Raw genomic sequence first — 25,014 nt, 5'->3', positions numbered from 1 at the left:
GGTTTTCCGAATCGTGACTCAAAGAACTCTTAATGGTGATGGTTACTGTCCAGTACATGTGGATCGACGACACCAGCGCAGATGTCATCAAGGTTGACTTCGAAGCCTTCTACCACGGGGACTTCCTGGTCGAGGGTGACTGCTCCGAGCAGTTCCCCGACCTCGCCCAAGCCGTCTGACCGGGCGCGAGACCACTCGCGCTGTTCGGACTGACCGGTCGTACCCTCGGGTTCGACGTGGTCATGTCACGTAAGTGACGCATGCGAAGCCGCCGGCGTTCTCGTCGGCGGCTTCTTCATGCGCGCGGCCTTCTCGCGGGGGGGTCAACCTACTTCTCGGTAACATTGCCACCAATTTCAGAACGCAGGCTCAGAGTTCTCTCAAAGCCCGAAGTTACCGTTCAGTACATGTGGATCGACGACAGTAGTGCCAACGTCATCAAGGTTGACTTCGAGGCCCTCTACCACGGGGACTATCTCGTCGAGGGAGACACAGCCGAGCAGTTTCCGGATCTCGCCGCCGCCGTCTAGGACGGCGCACCGCAGACCAGTACGCCAAGAGCCGCAGACCCGTGGGTCTGCGGCTCTTGGTGCGTTCAGGGGTCAGGCAGTCGCCGCGACGGGTGCCGACACCATGGCACCCAGTCGGGCGGTGATGATCTCCTCGGCCTCGGCCACGATGCGGGAGATCAACTCCTCGCAGGTGGGGACGTCGTCGATCAGACCCATCACCGTGCCGACCGTCCAAATCCCCGCGTCGAGGTCGCCGTCGTCGAAGACCTTGCGCCCGCGCACGCCAGCCACCAGATCCTTCACGTCGTCGAACTGACCGCCGCCGGCGAGGATCTCCACGACCTCGCGCGAGACCACGTTGCTCGCCACCCGGGCGGTGTTGTGCAGCGTCCGGAAGATCAGCTCGGTGCCCCGCTCGTCGCCGGCCACGATGGCGTCCTTGACGTTCTGATGAATGCACGACTCGACGGTGCACATGAAGCGCGTGCCCATGTTGACGCCGTCGGCGCCCAGAGCCAGCGCCGCGACCAGCCCCCGCGCGTCGCCGAAGCCACCGGAGGCGATCATCGGGATCTCGATCTGCTTGGCGGCCGCGGGGATCAGCACCAGCCCAGGCACGTCGTCCTCGCCGGGATGGCCGGCGCACTCGAACCCGTCGATGCTGATGCCGTCGACGCCAAGCCCCTGGGCCTTCACCGCGTGGCGCACCGAGGTGCACTTGTGCAGCACCTTGATGCCGTGGTCATGGAACATCGGCAGATGCGGCGCCGGGTTGGAGCCGGCGGTCTCGACGATCTTGACGCCCTCGTCGACGATGACCTGCCGGTACTCGTCATACGGCGGCGGGTTGATCGACGGCAGGATCGTCAGGTTGACCCCGAACGGCTTGTCGGTCAGCTCGCGGGTCTTGGCGATCTCGCGGGCCAGGTCCGCCGGCGTGGGCTGCGTGAGGGCCGTGATGAACCCCAATCCGCCCGCATTGGCCACTGCGGCAACCAATTCCGCGCGGCCGACCCACTGCATGCCGCCCTGGGCGATCGGATGCTCGACACCGAAGACCTCGGTGAACTTCGTCTTCAAGCTCATCGGGGAGCCATCCGGATTGCCCCGTCGAGGCGGATCACCTCGCCGTTGAGCATCGGGTTCTCCACGATGTGCTGCGCCAGCGCGCCGTACTCGTCGGGGTCGCCGAGGCGGGCGGGGTGCGGTACCTGCGCACCGAGCGAGCGCTGCGCCTCCTCGGGCAAGGAACCCAGCAGCGGGGTCTTGAACAGGCCGGGCGCGATGGTGCAGACACGGATCAGTTCGCGCGACAGGTCGCGGGCGATCGGCAGGGTCATGCCGACCACGCCACCCTTGGACGCGGAGTACGCCGCCTGCCCGATCTGACCGTCGAACGCCGCCACCGACGCGGTGTTGACGATGACACCGCGCTCCTCACCAACGGGTTCGGTCTTGGCGATCCGCTCGGCAGCCAGCCGGATGACGTTGAAGGTGCCGATCAGGTTGACCTCGACGACCTTGCGGAAGCCGTCGAGCGGGAACGGTCCGTTCTTGCTCACCGTCTTGACCGCGTTGCCGATGCCGGCGCAGTTGACGTTGATGCGGATCGGACCCATCGACTCAGCGACGTCGAGAGCCTTGGCGACCGCGTCCTCGTCGGTGACGTTCGCGGTGACGAACTTGGCGCGGTCACCGAGTTCGGCGACCACGTCCTCGCCCTTGAGGTCGATGACCACGACGCTGCCGCCGGCGTCCAGCAGCCGCTTGACGGTGGCCAGGCCCAAGCCCGACGCACCTCCCGTGACGACCGCTACCGAGTCCTTGATCTGCACTGATCGATTCCCTTCGTTGACTCAACCCACTAGTTGGTTGGGACTATACCCAGTCCCGAAGCACGGCCTCGGTGTCCGCACCCCTCGGGCCGGGCGGCGTCGGGGTCGGGGGCACACTGCGCGAGAAGCGGGGGGCGGGTGCGGGTTCGAGGTTGTCCCCGTCGTCGGAGACGTCGTGGAAGAAGGTGCCGCGTTCGGTGATGTGCGGTTCGCTCTCCACCTCACCGAAGCTCAGGACGGGGGTGACGCATGCGTCGGTGCCGTCGAACACCGTGGCCCAGTGGTCGCGATCGTGCTCCAGGAACGCCTTGGTGAACGTCGCCCGCAGCTCGTCGGCCCGCGCCGCGTCGTGCTGGCCCGGCAGATCGGCCGCGTCCAACCCGAGCCCGGCGAGCAACTGCGCGTAGAACTGCGGTTCGATCGCTCCGACCGCGACGTACTTGCCGTCGGCCGTTTCGTAGGTGTCGTAGAAGGGCGCACCCGTGTCGAGCATGTTCACACCGCGCTCGTCGCTCCACATGCCGCTCGCCCGGAAGCTCCACATCATCTGCGCCAGCACGCTGGAGCCGTCGACCATGGCGGCGTCGACGACCTGACCCAGCCCGGAACTCTGGCGCTCCCACAACGCCGAGAGGATGCCGACGATCAGGAACATCGACCCGCCACCGAAGTCACCGGCCAGGTTCAGGGGCGGCACGGGGCGTTCGCCCTTGCGGCCGATCGCGTGAAGCACTCCGTTGAGCGAGATGTAGTTGATGTCATGACCGGCCTGCTGCGCACGCGGCCCCGTCTGACCCCACCCCGTCATGCGGGCGTAGACCAGCCGCTCGTTGACCGCGGCGCAATCCTGCGGTCCGAGACCCAGCCGTTCGGTCACGCCGGGACGGTAGCCCTCGATGAGCACGTCGGCCTTGGACACCAGCCGCAGCACCAAGTCCCGGCCCTCGTCACTCTTCAGGTCCGCCGCGACGGAGCGCCGGTTTCGCAGCATCGAATCGCGGCCGCCGACGGGTACGGCACCGCCCTTGCCCGGCCGCTCGACGCGCACGACGTCGGCGCCGAGGTCACCCAGGATCATCGCGGCGTGCGGTCCGGGACCGATGCCCGCGAGCTCGACGACCCTCAAGCCGTGCAGTGGACCAGTCATCGTTGACACCCTTCATCGGTTCGACCCAGTTGACCGCGACATAGCTTACTTGTATAACCAAGTCGAGCGATCGCGGGCCTCGCGCTCGCTCTACCAGAGGCGGGCATGACCAATACCGAGTCCTACACCGGCATCGACGATCTCACCGTGACGCTGCACGACGGAGTCCTCGCGGTGACCCTCAACCGGCCCGACAGCCTGAACTCGCTGACCGCGGCCATGCTCGACACCGCCGCCGACGCCGTCGAACGCGCGGCCTCCGATCCCGCCGTGCGCGTCGTCCGCCTGGGTGGGGCGGGGCGCGGTTTCAGCTCCGGCGCGGGCATCGGCACCGAGGATCATGCGAATCCCGATGCTGGCGCAGGCCCGGCCGACACGCTGGCCGCGGCCAACCGCGCGGTGCGCGCCATCGTCGCGCTGCCGAAGCCGGTGGTGTCGGTCGTGCAGGGTCCCGCCGCCGGGGTTGGCGTGTCGCTGGCGATCGCCGCCGACGTCGTCCTGGCATCGGAGAAGGCGTACTTCCTGCTGGCGTTCACCAAGATTGGGCTCATGCCCGACGGCGGCGCCTCGGCGTTGGTCGCGGCGTCGATCGGCCGCGCCAGGGCGATGCGGATGGCGCTGCTGGCCGAGCGGCTCACCGCACACGACGCGTACGCCGCGGGACTGGTCAGCTCGGTGCACGCGGCCGACGATCTCGAAGCCGAGGCGAACGCGGTGATCGAGCGGTTGAAGTCCGGTCCCGCGGCGGCCCTGCGCAAGACCAAGGCCGCCGTCAACGCCGCCACCCTGACCGCGCTCGAGGGCGCTCTCGAGCTCGAGACCGAGGGACAGCTGACACTGCTGTCCTCTCACGACTTCCGCGAAGGCATCACCGCGTTCCAACAGCGGCGGTCGGCGACCTTCACCGACGACTGACGGACCGCGGCCTCGCAGACGGCCGATAATCGTTCGACTCGGCGGCGTCGATCGGCGACCATCATTTGCGTGAGTACGCATTTCGACGTCGAGGGGCCGGTGCCGAGCACCGGCGGCTGGCGCGTACTCGCACCGTTTCGGTTCCGCGAGTACCGGCTGCTCATCGGCGCCCTGTCCATCTCCATCTTCGCCGAGGGCATGTGGGCCGTCGTGATGGCAATGCAGGTGATCGCGCTGGACGACGACCCGGCATCGCTGTCGTTGGTCGCCACGTGTCTGGGCACCGGCCTCGTCGCGTTCGTGCTGATCGGCGGGATCGCGGCCGACCGCGTCGACCAGCGCGGCATCATCATCGCCGTCGAGGCCGTCGACGTCACCGTCGTCACCACGGTCGCGTTCCTGAGTTCGCTTGGCGTGCTTCGGATCTGGCACATGGCCGTGGCCGCAGGCGCCCTCGGAATCGCCGCGGCGTTCTTCTTTCCCGCCTACAGCGCCATGCTGCCCCGGATCTTGCCCGCCGACCAACTCCTGGCCGCCAACGGGGTGGAGGGCGTGGTGCGCCCAGTGTTCCAGCGCGCCGTCGGCCCGGCGGTCGCCGGCGTCCTGGTGGGCGTGACGTTCCCCGCCATCGGGGAGTTCACCGTGGCCGGGCTCTTCGCGGTGGGTCTGATCTTGCTGGTCGCCACCCGTCCTGCGAGAAGCGCTGCGGTGCAACGGGAGAAGACCCACGTGCTGCGCGACATGCGCGACGGCGTGCGCTTCATGGTGCACACCCCGTGGCTGCTGTGGACGCTGCTGTTCGCGTGCATGCTGGTGCTGGTGGTCCTGGGCCCGATCGAGGTGCTCCTGCCCTTCATCGCGAAGGATCGCTTCGCCGATGGCGCCCGGATCTACGGCTTCGTCCTGGCCGCCTTCGGTGTCGGCAGCGCGATCGGCGCACTGGCGGTGTCCTCGCGCCAGCTGCCTCGCCGCTACCTGACGGTGATGATGGTGATGTGGGGCGGGGGCTCGCTGCCGCTGGTGATCGTCGGCGCCACCTCGTCGTTCCCGCTCATGGCCCTGGCGACGTTCGTCGTCGGCGTCACCGACGGAGCGGGCAGAGTGATCTGGGGGACGCTGCTGCAGCGCCGAGTGCCGCGGGAGATGCTGGGCCGCGTGTCGAGCCTGGACTTCTTCGTGTCGCTGGCGTTCCTGCCGGTGTCGTTCGCTATCGCCGGTCCGCTGTCGAAGGTCGTGCCGATGGAGGCGATCTTCGCCGCGGCCGGGGTGATCCCCGTCGTTCTCGCCGCCGTTGCGATGGTGGCGGCCCGGATGACGCGCGACGAGATCGCGAACCCGTTGCGGTAGGGCGCTACACGCCGAACATCGGCGGCAGGGCGAGCACCATGACCAGACCCCAGAAGAAGTGGGTCAGCATGGGTGCGAGCACGCCGCCGGTGATTCGGCGTTCGTAGGCGCACACCGCACCCAGGATGATGCCCGCGAAGCCCAGCATCGGGTTGCCCGCCGCCGACACCGCGATGGCGTACACCACGGTGGAGAGGATCTCGGGGTGGAACTTGCCGAGCGAACTGTAGAGCGCACCGCGGAAGAACATCTCCTCGGCGACGCCGTTGATCACGGTGATGAGCACGACCAGCCACAGGGATCCGTAGTTGGCGTACTCGAGGACCGCGACGATGTAGTTGCGCACCGGGCCGATCTCGCGGCACACCAGACCGCCGACGATGAACACCAGCCCGAGCGCGATGCCGATGCCCGCACCGGTCAGGACCGGTCGTCGCAGCTTGCCGCGGAACGTCACGGCGCCCAGGTGCAGTGGACCCGACAGCCGGGCGCCGATGGCCCACACGGCGGCCAGCGCCAGGGTCAGTACGTAGAACGCCGTGTCACCCGGGGTGGTCCGCAACGACGTACCCAGCAGTGACGCGCCGACGATCAGCACGACCACCACGACGACGCGACGCCGCCGGACCAGGACGGGCGACTCCTCGTGCGGGGCGGCGGGGGTGGCGGCGATCGAGCCGATCTCGGAGAAGAACCCGATCACGACAACCCCTTGGGTGCCAGTCCAATCACGGTGTCCAGGCCGGTCCGTACCCATCCGGCGACGGGTCCGGGGACGGCGCAGAGCAGTCCGAGCGCGGGATGCGTGACCGACGGGGTGACCGCGGAGGCCAGGGTGCGGATGCGGGTGACGTCACCGCCGGCCCACACGGGATCGGTGTCGGCGAGGTGATGCGGATCGGCCAGTTGGTCGACGGGCAACCGGCGGTGCCCCGACAGGGACAGCTTGATGGCGTCCTCGATGCTCACCGGACCGCCCGGCGGATCGGGCACCAAACCCACGAGGCCGTCGTTGGACGCCGTCATCGGATAGTCCAGGGACTGCACGAGATCCGCGGCCAGGGCCCGGGGCACCGGTACGAACAGCGCCGCCACCTGTGACACCAGATCCATGTTGACGTCGGGGACGGGGACGCCACTGCGCCAGAGTCCGGACACCCGCGCATAGGTCAGGAGCAGGTCGCCGTACGTCGTCGTCTCCGGACCGCGGATGTCGTAGGACCCCGGGGGTACGCGCTCGGAGTCGGCGGCGGCGATCAGGTAGTACAGGACGTCGCTGATCGAGATCGGGTCCAGCGGGTTGTTCGCCCACGGCGGCATCGGGATCAGCAGGAAGCGGTCCCCCACGGCCCGCAGCATCTCGAACGACGTCGACCCCGCACCGATGATGATCGCGGCGCCCAGCCACACCACTTCTGGTCCGCCGTCGAGGGTCAGCGCCTCGGCGACCTCCGCGCGGCCACGGAGGTGTTCGGAGAGCTGATCGGCGTCGGGGACGAAGCCGCCGAGGTAGACGATGCGCTTGACGCCGGCCGCCTTGGCCGCCGCGGCGACGTTGGCGGCGGCGGCGTTGTCGGCCTCGCGGTACCCGGGCTGGCCGATGCCGTGGACGAGGTAGTAGACGACGTCGACCGGGCCACTGACGCCGAAGGCGCTGTGCACCGACTCAGCGTCGCCGGCGTCCAGCAGTACGGGAGTCACGTCGTCGATCCACCCGAAGTCGCCGAGGCGTTCGGGATTGCGGCTGGCGACCACCACGTCGTGCCCCTCGCCGAGAAGTGCGGCGACGAGTCGGGACCCGATGTAGCCGGTCGCTCCGGTGACGAGTGTGCGCATGGGTTTCACCGTAGGTAGGTACCCGCGCGAAAGCTATTCCACCGCAGTGCGGTGGACGTCACTCAAATGCTCGTAGACCTGCGCGTTGAGGCGGTTGTGACCGATCTCGTCGGGGCTGAGTTCGCGCTTGACCTTGCCCGGCACGCCCGCGACCAAGGAACCCGGGGGGATGACGGCGCCCTGACCGACCACCGCACCCGCCGCCACCAGGGAGCCGGCGCCGATGCGGGCGCCGTTGAGGACCACCGCACCCATCCCGATGAGGCAGCCGTCCTCGATCGTGCAGCCGTGCAGGACGGCGTTGTGGCCGACGCTGACACCGGCCCCGATGGTGGCCGGAAATCCGGGGTCGACGTGGACGGTGACGTTGTCCTGGAGGTTGGCACCGTCACCGACGACGATGGGTTCGAACTCGGCGCGCAACACCGCGCCGTACCAGACGCTGGCCTTGGCGCCGAGGGTCACCTGACCGATGACGGTGGCGTTGGGCGCCACGAACGACTCCGGGTGCACTCGGGGCTCGTGGCCGTTGACGGACAGGATCAGCGGCTCTGGCATGGGCGAGATCCTAACCGGGCGGGTTCACGCGCCCTGGAACACCTTGCGGTAGCCCGAGGGAGACAGTCCCAGCCCGCGGCGCAACTGATGGCGCAGGTTGCCGCCGGTGCCGAGGCCCGCGCGGCGGGCGACCTCCTCGACGGACAGGTCACCGGATTCCAGGAGTTCGCGGGCGAAGTCGACGCGTCGCTGGCGGATCCACGCCCCGGGCGCCTGCCCCGTCTCGTCCCGGAAGCGGCGGTTGAAGGTGCGCGCGCTCATGTGGGCGCGCCGGGCCAGCCGCTCGACGGTCAGGTCCTCGTCCAGGTGGGCCGCGGCCCACGCCCTCGTGGCCGCGGTGGAGGCGTTGTCCTGGACCGGGAGGTGCCGGTCGATGAACTGGGCTTGGCCCCCCTCCCGCCACGGGGGCACGACGCAGTGCCGGGCGACCGCGTTGGCGACCTGGACGCCGTGATCGGAGCGGATCACGTGCAGGCACAGGTCGATGCCCGCCGCCAGACCCGCCGAGGTCAGCACGTCGCCGTCGTCGACGAACAGCACGTTCTCGTCCACGTCGACCCCCGGATGCAGCCGGCGCAGGTCCGCGGCGAACTTCCAGTGCGTCGTCGCGCGGCGGCCGGCGAGCACTCCAGCCGCCGCCAGGACGAAGGCCCCGGTGCAGATGGACACCATCCGGGTGCCGGGCCGGATCGAGGCGAACGCGGCGAGTGCCGCGGTCGTCAGGACGCCGTCCCGGCGGGCCGACGGAAATTGCGTGCCGGGAACGACGACGGTGTCGGCGGTCGCCAGGGCCTCCGGGCCGGCGGCGGGCACCATCGCGAACCCACTGGTGGTCGGGACCGGGCCGGCGTCGAGCCCGCACACCACCACGTCGTAGAGCGGCTCGCCGTCGTCCCCGACTGCCTCACCGAACAGCAGCGGGGCGATCGCGGCGTCGAAGCCCACCACGGGTGCGAGCAGCAGGACGGCGACGCGATGCATACCGCCAGTTTGGCACGTTCTTGACGGGTTGTGTCATTCATGCCACTGGCGGATCGGGCCACGCACCGCCATCGTGTCCTGGTGACGATCGCCAACCACGACCTCCGCCGACCCCGCCTGCACCGGGCCTGGGTGATCGCGGCCGTCAGCTTCGTCGCCCTCCTCGGCGCCGCAGGCTTCCGTTCGGTACCCGGCGTGATGATGAACCCGCTGCACCACGAGTTCGGGTGGTCGCACGGCACGGTCGGGCTCGCGATGTCGGTGAACATGACGCTATTCGGGCTCACCGCCCCGTTCGCCGCGGCCCTGATGGACCGGTTCGGCGTGCGGCCGGTGCTGACGGTGGCTCTGCTGCTCGTGTCGGCGGGCTCGGCGTTGTCGGTGACGATGACCACCAGCTGGCAGCTGATCCTGCTGTGGGGCGTGTTGGTCGGCGTCGGGACCGGGTCCATCTCGATGGGCTTCGTGGCGACTGTCGCGACCCGCTGGTTCGAGCAGCGCCGCGGACTGGTCACCGGCGTGCTGACCGCGGCGAGCGCCACCGGTCAGCTGATCTTCCTGCCGGTCGTCGCCGAGGTCACGACGCGGCACGGGTGGCGGTGGGCGTCGATCATCGTGGCGGCCGCCGCGCTCAGCGTGGTGCCGCTGGTACTGGTGTTCATGAGGAACTACCCGCGCGACGTCGGGCTGCTGTCCTACGGGGCGACCACGGAGACGGCGGCCGTGATGCCGACCGGCACCTTCCGGGCCGCGTTCGACGGCCTGCGGATAGGCGTCCGCGTGCCGGCGTTCTGGCTGCTGGCAGGCAGCTTCGCCATCTGCGGCATGACCACCAACGGCCTCATCGGCACCCACTTCATCCCCGCGGCCAACGACCACGGGATGCCGAGCACGGTCGCCGCCGGCCTGCTCGCGACGATCGGCGTCCTCGACGTGGTGGGCACGATCTTCTCGGGTTGGCTGACCGATCGCGTCGACCCGCGGGTGCTGCTCGTCGTCTACTACCTGGGCCGCGGCGTCTCGCTGCTCCTGCTGCCCTCGCTGCTCTCGCCACAGGCCCAGCCGAGCACCTGGGTCTTCGTGATCTTCTACGGGCTGGACTGGGTGGCGACGGTGCCGCCGACCATCGTGCTGTGCCGCCGGTACTTCGGCGCCCGCACGCCGGTGGTGTTCGGGTGGGTGTTCGCCTCCCATCAGCTGGGGGCCGCGGTCGCCGCCGCGGGGGCCGGGTGGCTGCATGACCTGAACGGCGACTACGACGTCGCGTTCTATCTCGCCTCGGGTCTGTGCGTGGCGGCCGCGCTACTTTGCCTGAGCATAGGGAAACCGCAGGTCAACCCCGTTGATCAGGCGGCCTCCGAACCGGCGGCGCAGGACGCCGACTTTGCCGATTCGTGATCTGAGCCCTTACGCTTCGGGTGGCGTCGCCATGAGAGTCGGGCTCTGGGCGGCGCGTTTCAACCACGCTGAGGAGCCGAAAACGTGAAGACTCGCACCAGTCGAGCCATTGGAATGTCCGCCGCGATCGCCTCGATCGCCGTGTCGCTGCCCCTGGCGATCACCGCCCAGGCCGACCCGCCACCGACTGCGACGGCCGACGTCAAGCCGCTGCCGGACTGGCAGGGCAACTGCGATCCCGTGCGCGCCGAGCTGGCGCCCAGCGGTGTCACCAAGGAGACCCTCGCCACCCTGCCGCTCGGCCAGGCCCTGGCCAAGATCCCGTCGTTGAGCACCTTCACCTCGGCGATCAACGGTGGGCTCAACCCCGCCGTGAACGTCCTGCCCGTGCTCGAGAACGGCCCGTACGTGGTGTTCGCGCCGAACAACGACGCCTTCGCCAAGATGGATCCGGCCGCCCTGGAGGCCGCGAAGGCCGATCCCGCCGCGCTGACCAAGTTGGACTACTACCACGTCTTCCTCGGCCTGCTCGGCCCCGGTGACGTGGCCGGCCAGCGGCCCACGCAGGAGGGTGCCGAGGTCAAGGTCACGGGCAAGGACGGCGACATCAAGGTCAACGACACGGCCAAGGTGATCTGCGGCGGCATCCAGAGCGCCAACGCCCGGATCTACATCCTGGACACGGTCCTGGACCCGAACTCCCCGCCGGCGCCCATCACGCCGACGACGTCGTTCGAGGGCACGGGCAAGCCCCTCTCGCCGACGAGCACCACGGCTACGACGGCGGCCGAGCCGGCCCCCGCCTCCTGATTCACGCGAACTCGGCGGGGAGGCGTGCGACTGCACGCCTCCCCGCCGAATTGCGTTGCTAGAGGCCGAGATTCTTGCCGATGATCTCCTTCATGATCTCGGTGGTGCCGCCGTAGATGGTCTGGATGCGCACGTCGACGTAGTCGCGCGCCACCTTGTACTCGTTCATGTAGCCGTATCCGCCGTGCAGTTGCACGCAGTGGTCCACGACGCGCTTGCCCAGCTCGGTGCACCACCACTTCGCCTTGGACGCCTCGACCGCGGTCAGCTCGCCGTCGACGATGGCCTGCAGGCACCGGTCGACGTACGCCTCGGCGATCTCCAGTTCGGTGTCCATCTCGGCCATGAGGAACTTGTTGTGCTGGAAGCTGCCGATCGGCTGGCCAAAGGCCTTGCGGTCCTTGACGTATGCCAGCGTGTCGTCGAACGTCGAGCGGGCCCCGGCGACCGCCGCGATGGCGATCGACAGGCGCTCGGACGGCAGGTTGGTCATCAGGTGGTAGAAGCCCTTGCCCTCCTCCCCCAACAGGTTGGCCCCGGGCACCCGGACGTTCTCGAAGTTCAACTCGGCCGTGTCGGCGAAGTGCTGACCCATCTTGTCGAGCTTGCGGCCGCGGGTGAAGCCCTCCATGCCGCGTTCGACGACGAGCAGCGAGAAGCCCTTGTGACCGGCGTCGGGGTCGGTCCGTGCCACCACCACGACCAGGTCGGAGTTGATGCCCGCCGAGATGAACGTCTTGGCGCCGTTGAGGATCCAGTCGTCACCGTCGCGCACCGCGGAGGTCTTGATGCCGGCCAGGTCGCTGCCCGCGCCCGGTTCGGTCATGGCCACCGCACCGATGAGTTCACCGGTGATGTAGCCGGGCAGCCACCGCGCCTGCTGCTCCTCATTCGCGAGGTTGGCGAAGTACGGCCCGACGATGTCGTTCTGCAGACTCAGGCCGGGTGACGGGAGGCCGTAGCGGGTGAACTCCTCGACGATGACCGCGTTGAACCGGAAGTCGTCGACGCCGCCGCCGCCGAACTTCTCGGGCAGGTTGAATCCGATCAGGCCGTACTTGCCCGCGGCGACGTAGGCGTCGCGGTCGACGATGCGCTCGGCGTCCCACTTCTCGGCATACGGCGCACATTCCTTCTCCAGGAACTGGCGTGCGGTCGCGCGCAGTTGCTCGTGCTCTTCGTCGAAGATCAATCGCTTCATGGTGTCTCTCCTAGTCGGCTTACTTCGCTTGCCATACGGGCTGGCGCTTCTCCGCGAAGGCCAGTGGTCCTTCCTTGGCGTCCTGCGAACGCAGCACCGTGCCCATCTCGCGCATGGTCCTGCTCCATCCGGCCTCCTCGGCGGCGATGACGCCGTCGTCGATGCCCGCGGCGACGCGCTTGCTGGCCCATACCGCCAACGGCGCGTTGACGGTGATCCGCTCGGCCAGCGCCAAAGCGGCATCGACGACTGTGCCGTCGGGCACCACCTGGTTGACCAGGCCCCACTTGAGCGCGTCGGCCGAGGACATGGGCTCGCCGGTGAACAGCAATTCCATCGCGACCTTGCGTGGCAGGTGCTCGACGATGCGGAACACGCCGCCCGCGGCGGCGATCAAGCCGCGCTTGACCTCGGGCAGGCCGAACTTGGCGCTCTCCTCGGCGACGATGAGGTCGCTGGCCAGCGCCAGTTCGGTGCCTCCGCCCAGCGCCGTGCCGTTAACCGCGGCGATGGTCGGCTTGTCGATGACGTGCTGCACGTACCCGGCGAACCCCCACTCCGCGCGGTCGGGGTGGTAGATGCCCTCCCGGCGCGAGATGGCCTTGAGATCGGCTCCGGCACAGAATGACTGGCCGGCGCCGGTGATCACGACCGCGCGGATCTCGGGGTCGTGCTGGGCTTCGTGCAGGGCGTCGCCGACGCCGATGCTGACCGCCGCGTTGACGGCGTTGCGCGCCTCCGGCCGGTTCAGCGTGACGAGCAGGACGTTGCCGCGACGCTCCGACAACACAGCGGGAACATCCGCCTTGCCTTCGGTCACAGCAGTTCGAGGATCGTGGCGTTGGCCTGGCCGCCACCTTCACACATGGTCTGCAGGCCGTACTGAATTCCCTTGTCCCGCATGTGATAGAGCATCGTCGTCATGATCCGCGCGCCCGAGCCGCCCAGCGGGTGGCCGAGTGCGATCGCTCCGCCGTTGGGGTTGAGCTTCTTCTCGTCGGCACCGATGTCCTTGAGCCAGGCCAGCGGAACCGGCGCGAACGCCTCGTTGACCTCGAAGACGCCGATCTCGTCGATCGACAGACCGGAGCGCTTGAGCGCCTTCTGCGTCGCCGGGATCGGCGCGGTGAGCATGATGACCGGATCGGCGCCGGCCAGCACGGCGGTGTGCACCTTGGCCAGGGGCTTGAGGCCCAACTCCTTGGCCTTCTCGGCCGACATGAACAGCAGCGCCGCCGAGCCGTCGGAGATCTGGGAGGCGTTGCCCGCGTGGATCACCCCGTCTTCCTTGAAGGCCGGCTTGATGGTGGCCATCTTCTCGACGGTGCCGCCGCGACGAATGCCCTCGTCCTTGAGGACCGGATTGCCGTCCTGATCCTTGATCGCCACGATCTGGTCGTCGAACGCACCGGAATCCTGTGCTGCGGCAGCCTTTTCGTGCGAGCCGAGGGAGAACTGGTCGAGCGCGGTGCGGTCGAAGCCCCACTGCTCGGCGATCATCTCGGCGCCGACGCCCTGATTCGGGGTTTGCGAGTAGCGGGACCGGAACGCCTCGGGGTACGGGTGGCCGCCGTTGGCCAGCGAGGCACCCATGGGCGTCCGCGACATCGACTCCACGCCACCGGCGACGACGACGTCGTAATGGCCGGCGACGACGCCCGCGGCGGCGAAGTGCACCGACTGCTGGCTCGATCCGCACTGCCGGTCGACGGTCACACCGGGCACGCTCTCGGGCCAGCCGGCCGCCAGCACCGCGGTGCGGGCGATGTCGAGTGCCTGCTCGCCGGCCTGCATCACGCAGCCCCAGATGACGTCGTCGACGAGCGCGGGGTCGACCCCGGCGCGCTGGACGAGCCCGTTGAGCACCTGCGCCGACAGCTCACCGGGGTGCACGCCGGACAGTCCGCCGTTGCGCTTGCCGACTGGTGAACGGACCGCTTCTACGATGACGGCTTCGGCCATGGACATCTCCTTTGACGTGGTGATCGGGCAGGCTGCCTGATGGTGGGATAGTTCCGAAGGTAGATGAGTAGGTTTACTAGGTCAACCTACTGGTTGGTAGAGACGCAGCCGTCGGCTCGCCCCACATGGTTTACTGAGTTGCACAACCCACCGATCCAAACCCCTCGGAGACCCCGTTGGCTCGCACCACGCACTTGGCACCCATGATGGGGCCGAATGCCGTCGCGCAGCGCGGTGGCACCACCATCCGCTCCCCCAAGACCGCCGAACTGGTCGCCGGGACCCTGCGTCGCATGGTGGTCGACGGCCAGCTCAAAGAGGGTGACTTCCTGCCCAACGAGGCCGAGCTGATGACGCACTTCGGCGTCAGCCGCCCGACGCTGCGCGAGGCGGTCCGGGTGCTCGAGTCCGAACGCCTGGTGGAGGTGCGCCGCGGTTCGCGGACGGGCGCCCGGGTCCGCGTGCCCGGCCCGGAGATCGTCGCCCGCCCGGCCGGTCTGCTGCTGGAACTCTCGGGCGCGACCATCGCCGACGTACTCGTCGCCCGCTCGGGCATCGAACCCCTCGCCGTGCGCCTGCTGGCCGACGCCGCGTCCGCGGTGGCGCTCGACGAACTCGACGCGATGCTCGCCGACGACATCCCCGCGGGCTGGCAGTCGGGCCGCCTGGCCGAGGCCACCGGCGAGTTCCACCGCCGGATGGTGGAGCTCTCCGGCAACGCGACGCTGACGATCATCGCCGGCATGTTGCACGAGATCACGGTGCGCCACACGGCATTCGCCATCACGCAGTTCCACGAGATGTCCAAGGCCGAGTACGACAAGCTGATGCGGTCCTACCGGCGGCTGATGACGCTGCTGCGCGCTGGTGACGGCGCCGGCGCAGAGACGCACTGGCGCAAGCACCTCGACGTGTCGCGCGACCTGCTGCTGGAGGGACTCGAGGACGTCAAGGTCCGCGACGTCATGCAGTAGTGGCGTCCGCCGACCACGTCACGTGCACCGGCACGTCGTCGGCCCACGGCTGACGCGTGACCATGTCGGCGACGGAGACGTAGCCGCGTTCGAACTCACCGGTGGCCGCGTCGACGAGCCGGTATTCCTGCCGCTGCCGGTGGATGGGCTGGGCGTCGAGCAACACCACCCGCACCTCGCCCGGCTCGAATCCGCACCGTTCCTGCATCGCGGCGATCAATTGCTCGTTGTGCATGTGCCCGTCGCCGAAGTTCCAGCCAATCGCGGTGCTGCACAACCGCTCCCCCTCGGTGACCACGTAGTCGGCCTCGTCGCCGTCGGCCATGGCCCGGTGCACCAGGGTGAACAACGCCCGGCCATGGGTGTTCATCGCGCGGAAGGCGTAGCCCGAGTGCAGCATGACCAACGCCTGCTCCGGGCTGCCGTAGATGCGTTCCACCTGCGACTGAGGCATGCTCGCGATGGCGACCAGACCGGCCTTGATCTTCTCGTCCGCCGACGGCTTCATGCACCACTGGGTGGTGTCCCAGTTGCCGGCGTAGTAGCGCATGCCCGGCAGGAAGGACACCTTGCGCGGGAACAGGTTTCCAGTCGCGACCGTGCCGACCAGTACGGCGAAGAGCACGATCGGCAGCGGACTGGTCAAATCGCCGAGACCGATCCCCGGATGCCCGACGAACAACGCCAGCACGCTGAACATCATGAACACGTTCCACTCCAACGGCACGCCCATCGGGATCGCGGACAAGATGCCGAAGTGGAAGACCAGCATCACGAACGCGGCGACGGCGGTCGGCCAGCCACCGTGGCTGAAGAACAAGACCAGCGGCACCAAACCCTCGACGGCGGTGCTGAAGTGGGCGACGATTCGCGAGACCCGCCCGGGCCGTAGGTCGTCGGGAAACTTCTCGAAGAAGGCCCGCTTGAACGACTTGGTGCGCACCATTGGGCTGTTCGACATCATCGTGGAGATCACGAACGGGAAGTGCTTGTTGAGCTTCGAGGTGGCCGCGCCGATCCAGATGACCAGGCACACCAGTTTGGCGGCGATGATCATGTCGACCCCGCCGAACAGGAACGCCACCGTGAACGACGCGTACACCTCACCGCGGGCCGCCAGGAAGATGACCTTATCGCGCAGTCCGGCGACTGCGAGCAACCCCAGGATCGCCCAGATCTGCCACATCGGAAGCACGCCCACCGTGGTGCCCAGCGCAGGGATGGGACCGGTGCCGCCGGACAGCAGGGCGACCAGCAGCACCACCAGCAGCGCCCCGTAGAGCAGGGCGTCCAGCGGGGTGCGCGCCGTGCCGCGGGTCAGCGGAACGCGCGTCGGCCAGGGTGGCAACCGGATCGTGCCCGGCCGCAGCCAGTACAGGATCGACCCCATCGGCGGGAAGAACCGGTTGTTGAGCGGGCCGAAGCCACAGCCCAGCCCGACCACCTCGAAGAGCATCGTGAACAGGACGACCTTCTGGAACACGATCGGCTCGTCGTACCAGGCGGCCACGTCCAGGAGTCCCCCGATACCGGAGGTGGCGACGGCGAACAGCGCCCCGGCCAGCACGTAGAGCAGGATCTTGAGGACGTAGAAGAGGTGCAGCACCACCGGCGTGCCGAATCCCACCTCGGCCCAGTGACCGGCCAGCGGGCGGATTCTCTCGGCACGGGTGCCCTTGCTCCATTCGGCGAAGTCGACCACCGGTAGGTCGGGCTTGAGAAATCCCATGGGGAAAGACTAGAACGTGTTCTAGATCCGCCGGGCCACTTTCTCGCCGCGCGTGGCGTAAAGTCTGGACCCGTGAGTCCAAACGCCGGGGCGGTGACGTCGGATCCCGATCTCCGACGACTCACCCCCAAGGGCCGCGCGACGCGACAGCGGATCGTCGACGGCGCGGCTGCCGAGATCCGGGTCCGCGGGGCGGTGGCCACCACGCTCGAAGACGTGATGGCACGCACCGAGACGTCCAAGAGCCAGCTCTTCCACTACTTTCCCGACGGCAAGGAGCAGCTGCTGCTGGCCGTGGCCGAGCAGGAGGCCGCGCTGGTCATCAGCGACCAGCAACCCCACCTCGGCGCGCTGACGTCCTGGGCGGCCTGGCAGCGCTGGCGCGACACCGTCGTGGACCGCTACCGACGGCAGGGGCAGCTCTGCCCCCTGTCGACGGTGATGTCGGAGATCGGCCGCACGCCCGGCGCCCAGGCCGTCACCACCACGCTGATCGACCGGTGGCGCTCGGACATCGAGGTGGGCGTCCGGGCCATGCAAGCCCAGGGCAAGGTCGACGCCGGAATCGACGCGTCGCGGGCAGCCGCCGCGTTGTTGGCCGGCATCCAGGGTGGGGTGCTGATGTTGATGAGCACCGGCGATCTTCAATATCTCGAGGCCGCGCTCGACGTCGGCATCGGCACTCTGCGGGCCTAGGGCGCCGTGAGCGCGGCGTCGAGTCGGGCCACGTAGCGGTCGAGGACGTCGGCGCCCCCGAGTGCCGACTCCGCGGCCTGAACCCCGATCGTGACGGTGTCACCGACACCGCCGACGACGTGGGTCAGGCCCATCATCGGCGACAGCCCGGCGAACGCCGTGGCCAGCACGACGGGCGCGCCGCCGAAGGCGAAGTCGGCCGCACCGACGTTCACGCTGGACACCACGGTGTTGCCCGTCACCGCCGGGGGACGCGCGTTCGGGTCGAATTTGCCCATCCCCCAGCGCAACAACGTCGCGGGCGTTGCGGCGAACGCCAGATCGTCGGCGCGCATCGCGGCGTGCGTCGCACGCAACCGCCTGGCCGCCAGATCCTCGGCGATGCGGGTCGACCGCTGCGCCGGTGACAGCTCGGGGAACAGTCCCACGCCGACGTTGCCAAAGTGGTTGTACGCCAAGCGCGGTGGCGGCTTGGTCATCGGCACCTCGGCACCCAGCGCCGACGGGTCGTCACCGAGAGTGGCGAGTTCGGTGGCGAGCGCAACCGAGACCGCCGACAGCACGGCCACCGTCACCGTCGCACTCCCCAACTCGGAGCGCCGCCGCACCACGGTACGCAGGGCGCGCGGCCCGGACGGTCGGTCGTTGGTGCGCAGCGGTGGACGCAGCCGGGCCTGCGCCGGCACCGTGCCCGCCTCGACGTCGGCGTCCAGCGTGCGGTGCGCCCTGGCGGCGCGAAGACCGGCCAGCGGCAACCTGATCGGTCCCACCGGCGGCTGCTCGATCCCCGGCGGGACGACCCCGGCCCTGCCGAACATCAGCGCTGCATGTGCCGACGTGCGACCGCCCCCGCCGAGGGCATGCGAGATCTGCAACACCGCGACGGTGCCGGGACCGTCTGCCCCCGGCACGTCGTGGACGTCGGTGAAGACGTGCAACCGCCAGGCCGTGTCGGTGGCGTCCAACCGGTCGTCGATCACGGTTCCGACCGCCGTCAGGCAGGCCGCCCAGGTGCGTTCGGGCAGGTCGTGCAGCACGAACTGCGACCGGTCGACGCCGCGGTGAACCCAACGCGGGTAACCCCGCGACCCGCCGTCCTCGACCCGCCACGCCAGTTCGGGATAGTTGCTGGCGCGGGACTCGATCTCGGCGAGTGCCCCCGCGACGTCGGCGGGCACACCGGCGAAGCCGAACATCAGCACGGTGTCATTCGGAATCTTCGCGGCCAGCCAGAACGTCTGCGCGTCGATCGGCGTCAGCCGCTCCTGCGTCATGCGCCCAAGGCTAGGCTGCGGTCATGCTCCCTGCGCTCAGCGCCGACGCAACCGTGCTCGTCACCGGGGCCTCGTCGGGTATCGGCGAGGAACTCGCCAGAGAATTCGTCCGACGTGGCCGGCACGTCGTGCTGGTCGCCCGGCGGGCCGACAAGCTCGAAGCCCTGGCCACCTCGCTCGGACCGTCCGCCGAGGTGCTGGCGGCCGACCTCGCCAAGGCCGAGGACCGCGCCGCGCTGCCGGCCCGAGTCGCCGACCTGGGCCGCGTGGTCGACGTCCTGGTCAACAACGCCGGCCTGAGTACCTCCGGCCCGATTGCGTCCTCGAACCCCGTCGCCGAACTCAACCTCGTCGAGGTCGACGTCGCCGCGGTGGTCGACCTGTGCAGCCGCTTCGTGCCCGGCATGGTGTCGCGGGGCCGGGGCGCCGTGCTCAACGTCGCGTCGGTCGGGGCCTTCGGACCGCTGCCCGGACAGGCCGCCTACGGCGCGGCCAAGGCGTTCGTGCTGTCCTACACCCAGGCCCTCGGCCAGGAGCTGGCTGGAACGGGCATTGCCGTCACGACCCTGTGCCCCGGCCCGGTGAAGACGGGCTTCGGTGCGGCCGCGGGCATCTCGGACGCCGACGCCGAGGCGGCGCTGCCGAAGGCGATGTGGGTCGACGCCGCCGACGTCGCCGTCGCGGCGGTGGACGGGTTGGCCGCCGGCAAGGCCGTCGTCGTCCCCGGCGCGTTCAACAGGGTCGGCGCGGCGGCCTACCGGCTCCTCCCGCGCCGAGTGCTGCTACCGATCTTGGCGCGCACCCACCCGGCCCTGAAGACGCGCTAGCTCCCGACGAAGTCGAGGATGCGCCGCGCGACGTCATCGGGGCGGTCCAGTTGCATGAAGTGCCCTGCGCCGTCGACGATCTCGGCCCGGCTGCCAGGCGGCAACGCCGGTTCCACCCACCGTGAGTAATCCGCGGACGCGCAACCGTCGTCGGAGCCGTGCAGGTAGAGCGTGGGCACCCGCAGGGGAGCCAACCAGTGCTCGTGTAGTTCGGCGTACCGCGGCGGTGGCGTGCTGCCGCGGATGGTCGCCCGATAGTAGCCGAGGGCGGCACGCCAGTTCTCCGGCGCGCCGACGGCGTCGAGGACCAGTGCCACGTCCTCGGTCGCGTCGTAGGTCGGCGACCACTGTCGCCACAGCCGGGGCACCACCCACTCGGCGGAACGCTCTGGCAGCAGCGGCAATTGGAAGTACATGATGTACCAGCTGCGCAGCAGCTGACGAGGCAGCATCGCGGCCAGCTTGCCCGCGTCGGGTACTCGGCCCAGCGGCCGGAAGGTACCCGCGGGCGGCACCGACATGATGACGGCCTTGCCGAACGGACCGTCGGGCATGGCCGCCAAGCCAGCGCCGGCGATCGCACCCCAGTCGTGTCCGACGAGCACGTCGCGGCCGGTCGGGCCTGCGGCGTCGAGCACGCGCAGCGCGTCGTCCATCAGGGCGCCCACGTGGTAACTCCCGTCGGCCGAGGTCGACGACGGTGCGTACCCGCGCATGAACGGCGCCACCACGCGCCAGCCGGCCTCGACCAAGGCCGGTGCGACCTTGCGCCAGCCGTGGGCGGTGTCGGGAAAACCGTGCAGACACAACGCAATCGGGGCTCCGTCGGGCCCCCACGACAATGCCCTCAGATGGGCATCCGGAGTGGGGACGTCGAGCCAGCGCGGCTCCTCGTCTGCCATGTTCGCTCCTCGAGTAGCCGCGTGCGTCGCGTTCAACGTACCCGGCTCACGCGTCGCGGAGAGCGGCTTCCAGGTCGGCGACGACGATCTTGCGCATGCCGAGCATCGCCGTGGTGGCCGCCGCGGCGCGGGCCGGATCGCCGTCGCCGAGCAGTTCGTAGAGCCGTTCGGGGACGATCTGCCAGCTCAGCCCGAAGCGGTCCTTGAGCCAGCCGCACTGCGATTCCTCACCGCCCTCGACGAGTCGGTGCCAGTAGTGGTCGACCTCGTCCTGGTCGGCGCACCGCACCACGAACGACACCGCCTCGCCGAACGAGAACACCGGACCGCCGTTGATGCCGGCGAACCGCTGTCCATCGAGCACGAACGTCCCGGAGACCACCGTGCCAGGCGTGCCCGGGCCGGCCTCGGTGTAGCGGGTGAATCCCTCGATCGACGAATTGGGGAATACCGACGTGTAGAACTCGGCGGCCTCCTCGAGATCGTCGTCGAACCACAGGGAGGGAATGATCGCCGGCATGGGGAGTGTCCTTCCGTCGGAAACGCGGTCATGGAGGCTGACCGACGGTCCCCGCGAAAGTCATCGTCGCCCACGAGTAACGTGCGGGGATGTCCAGTAGCGAGGCAACCAGCACGCCGGTGACCGTCGAATTCCGCGGCGCGGACGACCTCACCCTCGTGGCCGACGAGTGGAACCGCGACGTGGCGACGGCGCACGACCGGCCCGCCATCCTGATGCTGCACGGCGGTGGCCAGAACCGGCACTCCTGGAAGAACACCGGCCAGATCTTCGCCGAGGCCGGATTCCACGTCGTCGCCCTCGACAGCCGCGGCCACGGTGACAGCGACCGCTCCCCCACCGCGGAGTACTCCGTGGACTCGCTGTGCGCCGACGCGCTGCGGGTGATCGATCAGATTGGGACCGCGACGGTGCTGATCGGGGCCAGCATGGGCGGGTTGACGGGCATCCTCGCCGCGCACCAGGCCGGTGCCGACGTGGTCGTCAAGCTGGTGCTCGTCGACGTCGTGCCGCGCTTCGAGAAGGACGGCAGTGCCCGCATCCGCGACTTCATGTTCAGCGGGGTCGACGGTTTCGACTCCCTGGAGCAAGCCGCCGACGCGGTGGCGGCCTACCTGCCGCACCGGGCCAAGCCTCGCAGCCCGGAGGGATTGAAGAAGAACCTGAGACTGCGCGACGGCCGGTGGTACTGGCATTGGGATCCGGCGTTCCTGACCAAGCCGGCCGACGACCCGTTCGTCCGGATGGATGCGCTCGAGCAGTCCGCGATCGACCTGGAGATCCCCATCTTGTTGATTCGCGGCAAGCTGTCCGACGTGGTGAGCAGCGAGGGCGTGCAGGACTTCCTGGCCAAGGTGCCGCGGGCGGAGTTCGTCGAACTATCCGACGCGGGCCACACCGCCGCCGGTGACGACAACGACGCGTTCACCGAGGCCGTCGTGGCCTTCGTGGATCGGTGAACCGCATGACGACCGATCCTGCCGAGCTGGTGACCGAGTTCTGCACCCTGTGGGCCGCGCCGAACGTCGAGGTCATCCCACAGCTCGTTCATCGAAGATGCGGTTTACCACGACATTCCAATGGCACCCGCTGAGAAAATCGCGTCGATCGAGCTCTGCTTCCCGTGGTGGGTGTGTTAGAGGTTCGCGACGGCCGCATCTCGGCGTGGCGGGACTACTTCGATCTGGCAACGGTGACGGCGGGATTGGCGTAGCCGCAATCCGTTGTCTCCGTTGGGCCACCGCATCACCGCACAAGGATCCTTCGCGCGATCGTCGCCCGCTGCAAGGTGCCCGTGCCCGCCCCCGAGCGAATTGACTTTCATCCAAAACTCCTGTGTCACAGTGGTTTCAACAGTCACACGGACATATTTCTTGTCGGTGGGTCGTACTAGTGTTCGAGTATGAGTTCGGATCGGGTCACCGCGGCAGTCGCGGTGATTCGCGCTGCCGTGACCGAACTCGTCGAGCTGGACTGCGACCAGTTCACCCACCACGAATTAGTCGAACTGCTCGGTGAACTCGAGACCGCGACTTGGCAGCTACCCACGATCGGGCACCGGGTGATCGCCCGGCTGCAGCGCGAAGCCTCCCCGGTGGAGTTGGGCGCGAAGTCCTTGGGCAGCGTGCTGACCCAACGGTTGCGGATCTCGGGCAAGGAGGCCCGCCGACGACTCTGCGAGGCGGAAGATCTCGGGCACCGCACCACACTGAGCGGGCAGCCGTTGGCACCGAAGCTGCCCGCCACCGCGAGCGCCCAAGCCCGCGGGGCCCTCGGCCCCGAGCACGTGACGATCATCCGGTCCTTCCTCGACAAGCTTCCGGGCTGGGTGGATCCGGAGGTCAAAGAACTGTCCGAGGTCACGTTGGCGTCGGTCGGCTCCAGTACCGGGCCCGAAGAATTACGGAAGGCCGCGGAGAAGTTGGCGACGGCGATCGACCAGGACGGCCCGGAACCCGACGACTCCGACCGCGCCCGGAAGCGATTCCTGCGATTGGGGCCGCAGCAGGCCGACGGGATGAGCCGGCTGACCGGGCTACTCGGCCCCGAAGCCAGGGCGGTCGTCGAACCGATCCTCGCCAAACTAGCGGCGCCGGGGATGTGCAATCCCGCCGACTGTGAACCCCGCACCTCCGGCACCCCGTCCCAGGAACAAATCGACGGCGATGACCGCAGCGTTGGGCAACGCAACCACGACGCACTCGTCGCCATCGGACGCACTGTTCTGTCATCCGGGGAACTCGGGCAGCACAACGGGTTACCCGTCACGGTCATCGTGTCCACCACCCTGCAGGATTTGGAATCCGGGGCCGGGTCCGGGGTCACCGGCGGCGGGTCACTGCTGCCGATGGCGGACCTGATCCGGATGGCCGCCCACGCCCACCACTACCTGGCGGTGTTCGACAAGCATTCGAACGAAGCTCTGTACCTGGGTCGTACCAAGCGGTTGGCGTCGGTTGGGCAACGAATCGTCCTGCACGCCCGCGATCGCGGGTGCACCAAACCCGGCTGCACCGTCCCCGGATACGGCACCCAGGTCCACCACATGACCGGTTGGGCCCACAACGGACAGACCGACATCGACGACGTCACCCTCGCCTGCGGCGGAGACAACCGCCTCGCCGAAACCGGGTGGACCGTCGCTCTCGTCGACGGCGTGGTGCAGTGGATCCCACCCCCGCAACTCGACGTCGGCCAAACCCGCGTCAACTACCTCCACCACCCAGAACGCCTCCTCACATCTGACGACGAGAGCGCGGCCTGAGGGTGCCTGCCGCGGGCGGGAGGATCACATGCCGATAATCAACCGGTGTCGCTACCGATGATCGCGATCTACCTGCTGCTCGCCGTGGCCGTCGCCGAGGCCTGCGCCATCGCCGTGCTGTGGCAGCGGGTCAAGAAGCGCGACGAGGAACTCGGTGAGCTGCAGCGCCGGCTCGACACCCGGACCAATCTGGTGAGCGGCGGCCGCGAGGCCGTCAAGACGGTGTGGCAGACCGCGAACATCTTCCGCAAGGAGGGCTTCGGCGCCGCCGTGCGCTCCAACATCGAGGACCTCGCCGACTGGGCCGAAGTCGAACGCCCCGACCTGGCCCGGCTGGCGCCCAACGGTCGGGTCGCCCTCGTGTTCTCCGACATCGAGGGGTCGACCGCGCTGAACGAACGCATCGGCGACCGGGCCTTCGTGCGCCTCATCGACCGGCACGACAAGATGGTCAGCCGTCTGGTCAAGCGCCACAGCGGCTACGTCGTCAAGAGCCAGGGCGACGGCTTCATGATCGCCTTCGCCCAACCCGAGCAGGCCGTCTGGTGCAGCATGGACTTGCAGCGTCAGCTCACGAAGCGACCCAACGGAATTCGCGTACGCATCGGCATTCACGCCGGCAAGTCGGTACGCCGCGGCGACGACCTGTTCGGCCGCAACGTGGCCATGGCGGCCCGGGTGGCCGCCGAGGCGCAGGGCGGCGAGATCCTGATCAGCGAAGCCGTCCGCGACGCGCTCGGTGACGACGTCACCGTCGACGACGGCAGGGACGCCGAACTCAAGGGTTTCAACGGCACTCACCGGCTCTACTCGGTGGCCATCTGAA

General features: G+C 68.8%; 27 protein-coding genes. 13 read left to right on the top strand and 14 right to left on the bottom strand.

Annotation, left to right across the window (positions count from 1 at the left end; translation table 11 throughout):
- The first annotated feature begins 56 nt into the window (after positions 1 to 56).
- Both ABZ195_RS20315 and ABZ195_RS20310 read left to right on the top strand, forming a co-directional pair.
- Entirely contained in the window at positions 57 to 179 is a 123-nt protein-coding gene (locus ABZ195_RS20315; RefSeq protein WP_142271112.1) for a hypothetical protein, read from the top strand.
- 228 nt (positions 180 to 407) lie between these two features.
- The gene (locus tag ABZ195_RS20310) at positions 408 to 530 is read left to right on the top strand and encodes a hypothetical protein (RefSeq protein WP_355220914.1); all 123 of its coding nucleotides are present in this window, start codon (positions 408 to 410) and stop codon (positions 528 to 530) included.
- A 72-nt stretch (positions 531 to 602) separates the two neighbouring features.
- Here the strand turns inward: ABZ195_RS20310 and ABZ195_RS20305 are convergent, their stop codons facing one another.
- The 3 genes from ABZ195_RS20305 to ABZ195_RS20295 are packed head-to-tail and all read right to left on the bottom strand — an operon-like array spanning position 603 to position 3,494.
- On the bottom strand, positions 603 to 1,598 hold the full coding sequence (locus ABZ195_RS20305; RefSeq protein ID WP_355220912.1) for a nitronate monooxygenase family protein: 996 nt from the start codon (positions 1,596 to 1,598) through the stop codon (positions 603 to 605).
- Positions 1,595 to 2,347 (bottom strand): 3-hydroxyacyl-CoA dehydrogenase, encoded by a 753-nt coding sequence (locus tag ABZ195_RS20300; protein ID WP_355220910.1) that lies wholly within the window; start codon positions 2,345 to 2,347, stop codon positions 1,595 to 1,597. Before ABZ195_RS20300 ends, ABZ195_RS20305 begins: the two co-directional genes overlap by 4 nt.
- A 43-nt stretch (positions 2,348 to 2,390) precedes the next feature.
- Positions 2,391 to 3,494: a CaiB/BaiF CoA-transferase family protein gene (locus ABZ195_RS20295; RefSeq protein ID WP_355220908.1), complete on the bottom strand. Its 1,104-nt coding sequence runs from the start codon at positions 3,492 to 3,494 to the stop codon at positions 2,391 to 2,393.
- A gap of 105 nt (positions 3,495 to 3,599) precedes the next feature.
- Here ABZ195_RS20295 and ABZ195_RS20290 point away from each other — a divergent pair, with 105 nt between their 5' ends.
- Both ABZ195_RS20290 and tet(V) read left to right on the top strand, forming a co-directional pair.
- Entirely contained in the window at positions 3,600 to 4,409 is an 810-nt protein-coding gene (locus ABZ195_RS20290; protein WP_355220906.1) for an enoyl-CoA hydratase, read from the top strand.
- A 99-nt stretch (positions 4,410 to 4,508) separates the two neighbouring features.
- Positions 4,509 to 5,756, top strand: coding sequence for a tetracycline efflux MFS transporter Tet(V) (tet(V), locus tag ABZ195_RS20285; protein ID WP_355221003.1), 1,248 nt, complete (start codon positions 4,509 to 4,511; stop codon positions 5,754 to 5,756).
- A 4-nt stretch (positions 5,757 to 5,760) separates the two neighbouring features.
- Here the strand turns inward: tet(V) and ABZ195_RS20280 are convergent, their stop codons facing one another.
- The 4 genes from ABZ195_RS20280 to ABZ195_RS20265 are packed head-to-tail and all read right to left on the bottom strand — an operon-like array spanning position 5,761 to position 9,131.
- Entirely contained in the window at positions 5,761 to 6,459 is a 699-nt protein-coding gene (locus tag ABZ195_RS20280; protein ID WP_355220904.1) for a CPBP family intramembrane glutamic endopeptidase, read from the bottom strand.
- Entirely contained in the window at positions 6,456 to 7,601 is a 1,146-nt protein-coding gene (locus ABZ195_RS20275) for an NAD(P)H-binding protein (protein ID WP_355220902.1), read from the bottom strand. The genes ABZ195_RS20280 and ABZ195_RS20275 overlap by 4 nt, the downstream gene beginning before the upstream one ends.
- 24 nt (positions 7,602 to 7,625) lie before the next feature.
- Positions 7,626 to 8,150 carry a gamma carbonic anhydrase family protein gene (locus ABZ195_RS20270; protein WP_355220900.1) on the bottom strand — a complete coding sequence of 175 codons (525 nt, stop codon included), beginning with the start codon at positions 8,148 to 8,150 and terminating at the stop codon, positions 7,626 to 7,628.
- Between the two features lie 24 nt (positions 8,151 to 8,174).
- Positions 8,175 to 9,131 (bottom strand): helix-turn-helix domain-containing protein, encoded by a 957-nt coding sequence (locus tag ABZ195_RS20265; RefSeq protein WP_355220899.1) that lies wholly within the window; start codon positions 9,129 to 9,131, stop codon positions 8,175 to 8,177.
- Between the two features lie 81 nt (positions 9,132 to 9,212).
- Between ABZ195_RS20265 and ABZ195_RS20260 the strand changes: the two genes are divergently transcribed.
- Both ABZ195_RS20260 and ABZ195_RS20255 read left to right on the top strand, forming a co-directional pair.
- Complete coding sequence (locus tag ABZ195_RS20260; RefSeq protein WP_355220897.1) at positions 9,213 to 10,529, top strand: MFS transporter; 1,317 nt, start codon at positions 9,213 to 9,215, stop codon at positions 10,527 to 10,529.
- Positions 10,530 to 10,613: 84 nt separating this feature from the next.
- Positions 10,614 to 11,339 carry a fasciclin domain-containing protein gene (locus ABZ195_RS20255; RefSeq protein ID WP_355220895.1) on the top strand — a complete coding sequence of 242 codons (726 nt, stop codon included), beginning with the start codon at positions 10,614 to 10,616 and terminating at the stop codon, positions 11,337 to 11,339.
- A 58-nt stretch (positions 11,340 to 11,397) separates the two neighbouring features.
- On the opposite strand, the gene ABZ195_RS20250 is transcribed toward ABZ195_RS20255, so the two are convergent.
- Genes ABZ195_RS20250 through ABZ195_RS20240 form a run of 3 tightly spaced genes read right to left on the bottom strand, consistent with a single transcriptional unit; the run spans position 11,398 to position 14,502 of the window.
- Positions 11,398 to 12,540 (bottom strand): acyl-CoA dehydrogenase family protein, encoded by a 1,143-nt coding sequence (locus tag ABZ195_RS20250; RefSeq protein ID WP_355220894.1) that lies wholly within the window; start codon positions 12,538 to 12,540, stop codon positions 11,398 to 11,400.
- A 19-nt stretch (positions 12,541 to 12,559) separates the two neighbouring features.
- On the bottom strand, positions 12,560 to 13,360 hold the full coding sequence (locus ABZ195_RS20245) for a crotonase/enoyl-CoA hydratase family protein (RefSeq protein ID WP_355220892.1): 801 nt from the start codon (positions 13,358 to 13,360) through the stop codon (positions 12,560 to 12,562).
- The gene (locus ABZ195_RS20240) at positions 13,357 to 14,502 is read right to left on the bottom strand and encodes a thiolase family protein (protein WP_355220890.1); all 1,146 of its coding nucleotides are present in this window, start codon (positions 14,500 to 14,502) and stop codon (positions 13,357 to 13,359) included. The genes ABZ195_RS20245 and ABZ195_RS20240 overlap by 4 nt, the downstream gene beginning before the upstream one ends.
- A 176-nt stretch (positions 14,503 to 14,678) precedes the next feature.
- Between ABZ195_RS20240 and ABZ195_RS20235 the strand changes: the two genes are divergently transcribed.
- A complete protein-coding gene (locus ABZ195_RS20235; protein ID WP_355220888.1) occupies positions 14,679 to 15,476 on the top strand; it encodes a GntR family transcriptional regulator in 798 nt (265 codons plus the stop codon).
- Here the strand turns inward: ABZ195_RS20235 and ABZ195_RS20230 are convergent.
- Positions 15,466 to 17,205: a DUF3556 domain-containing protein gene (locus tag ABZ195_RS20230; RefSeq protein WP_355220886.1), complete on the bottom strand. Its 1,740-nt coding sequence runs from the start codon at positions 17,203 to 17,205 to the stop codon at positions 15,466 to 15,468. The genes ABZ195_RS20235 and ABZ195_RS20230 overlap by 11 nt on opposite strands.
- A 72-nt stretch (positions 17,206 to 17,277) precedes the next feature.
- Here ABZ195_RS20230 and ABZ195_RS20225 point away from each other — a divergent pair, with 72 nt between their 5' ends.
- Positions 17,278 to 17,901: a TetR/AcrR family transcriptional regulator gene (locus tag ABZ195_RS20225; protein ID WP_355220885.1), complete on the top strand. Its 624-nt coding sequence runs from the start codon at positions 17,278 to 17,280 to the stop codon at positions 17,899 to 17,901.
- Here ABZ195_RS20225 and ABZ195_RS20220 read toward each other — a convergent pair.
- Positions 17,898 to 19,175, bottom strand: coding sequence for a DUF1298 domain-containing protein (locus tag ABZ195_RS20220; protein ID WP_355220883.1), 1,278 nt, complete (start codon positions 19,173 to 19,175; stop codon positions 17,898 to 17,900). The two genes, ABZ195_RS20225 and ABZ195_RS20220, sit on opposite strands and share 4 nt — an antisense overlap.
- Before the next feature lie 23 nt (positions 19,176 to 19,198).
- Here ABZ195_RS20220 and ABZ195_RS20215 point away from each other — a divergent pair, with 23 nt between their 5' ends.
- Positions 19,199 to 20,002, top strand: a complete 804-nt coding sequence (locus ABZ195_RS20215; RefSeq protein WP_355220881.1) for an SDR family NAD(P)-dependent oxidoreductase — start codon at positions 19,199 to 19,201, stop codon at positions 20,000 to 20,002.
- On the opposite strand, the gene ABZ195_RS20210 is transcribed toward ABZ195_RS20215, so the two are convergent.
- Positions 19,999 to 20,904 carry an alpha/beta fold hydrolase gene (locus ABZ195_RS20210; RefSeq protein WP_355220880.1) on the bottom strand — a complete coding sequence of 302 codons (906 nt, stop codon included), beginning with the start codon at positions 20,902 to 20,904 and terminating at the stop codon, positions 19,999 to 20,001. The two genes, ABZ195_RS20215 and ABZ195_RS20210, sit on opposite strands and share 4 nt — an antisense overlap.
- Positions 20,905 to 20,950: 46 nt before the next feature.
- Entirely contained in the window at positions 20,951 to 21,424 is a 474-nt protein-coding gene (locus ABZ195_RS20205) for a VOC family protein (RefSeq protein WP_355220878.1), read from the bottom strand.
- 89 nt (positions 21,425 to 21,513) lie between these two features.
- Between ABZ195_RS20205 and ABZ195_RS20200 the strand changes: the two genes are divergently transcribed.
- The 4 genes from ABZ195_RS20200 to ABZ195_RS20185 all read left to right on the top strand — a co-directional run bounded on the left by ABZ195_RS20200 (position 21,514) and on the right by ABZ195_RS20185 (position 25,013).
- Complete coding sequence (locus tag ABZ195_RS20200) at positions 21,514 to 22,383, top strand: alpha/beta fold hydrolase (protein ID WP_355220876.1); 870 nt, start codon at positions 21,514 to 21,516, stop codon at positions 22,381 to 22,383.
- Positions 22,384 to 22,547: 164 nt separating this feature from the next.
- Complete coding sequence (locus ABZ195_RS20195; RefSeq protein ID WP_355220874.1) at positions 22,548 to 22,637, top strand: limonene-1,2-epoxide hydrolase family protein; 90 nt, start codon at positions 22,548 to 22,550, stop codon at positions 22,635 to 22,637.
- A 189-nt stretch (positions 22,638 to 22,826) separates the two neighbouring features.
- Positions 22,827 to 24,188 carry an HNH endonuclease signature motif containing protein gene (locus ABZ195_RS20190; protein WP_355220873.1) on the top strand — a complete coding sequence of 454 codons (1,362 nt, stop codon included), beginning with the start codon at positions 22,827 to 22,829 and terminating at the stop codon, positions 24,186 to 24,188.
- Positions 24,189 to 24,245: 57 nt separating this feature from the next.
- Positions 24,246 to 25,013 (top strand): adenylate/guanylate cyclase domain-containing protein, encoded by a 768-nt coding sequence (locus tag ABZ195_RS20185; RefSeq protein WP_355221001.1) that lies wholly within the window; start codon positions 24,246 to 24,248, stop codon positions 25,011 to 25,013.
- Position 25,014: the final 1 nt, after the last annotated feature.

It is taken from the genome of Mycobacterium sp. NPDC006124 (assembly GCF_040614235.1).
In the GTDB taxonomy this organism is placed as follows: Bacteria; Actinomycetota; Actinomycetes; order Mycobacteriales; family Mycobacteriaceae; genus Mycobacterium.
The sequence above is the reverse complement of the archived record's forward strand: the minus strand, read 5'-3'. Positions and strand labels throughout refer to the sequence as shown.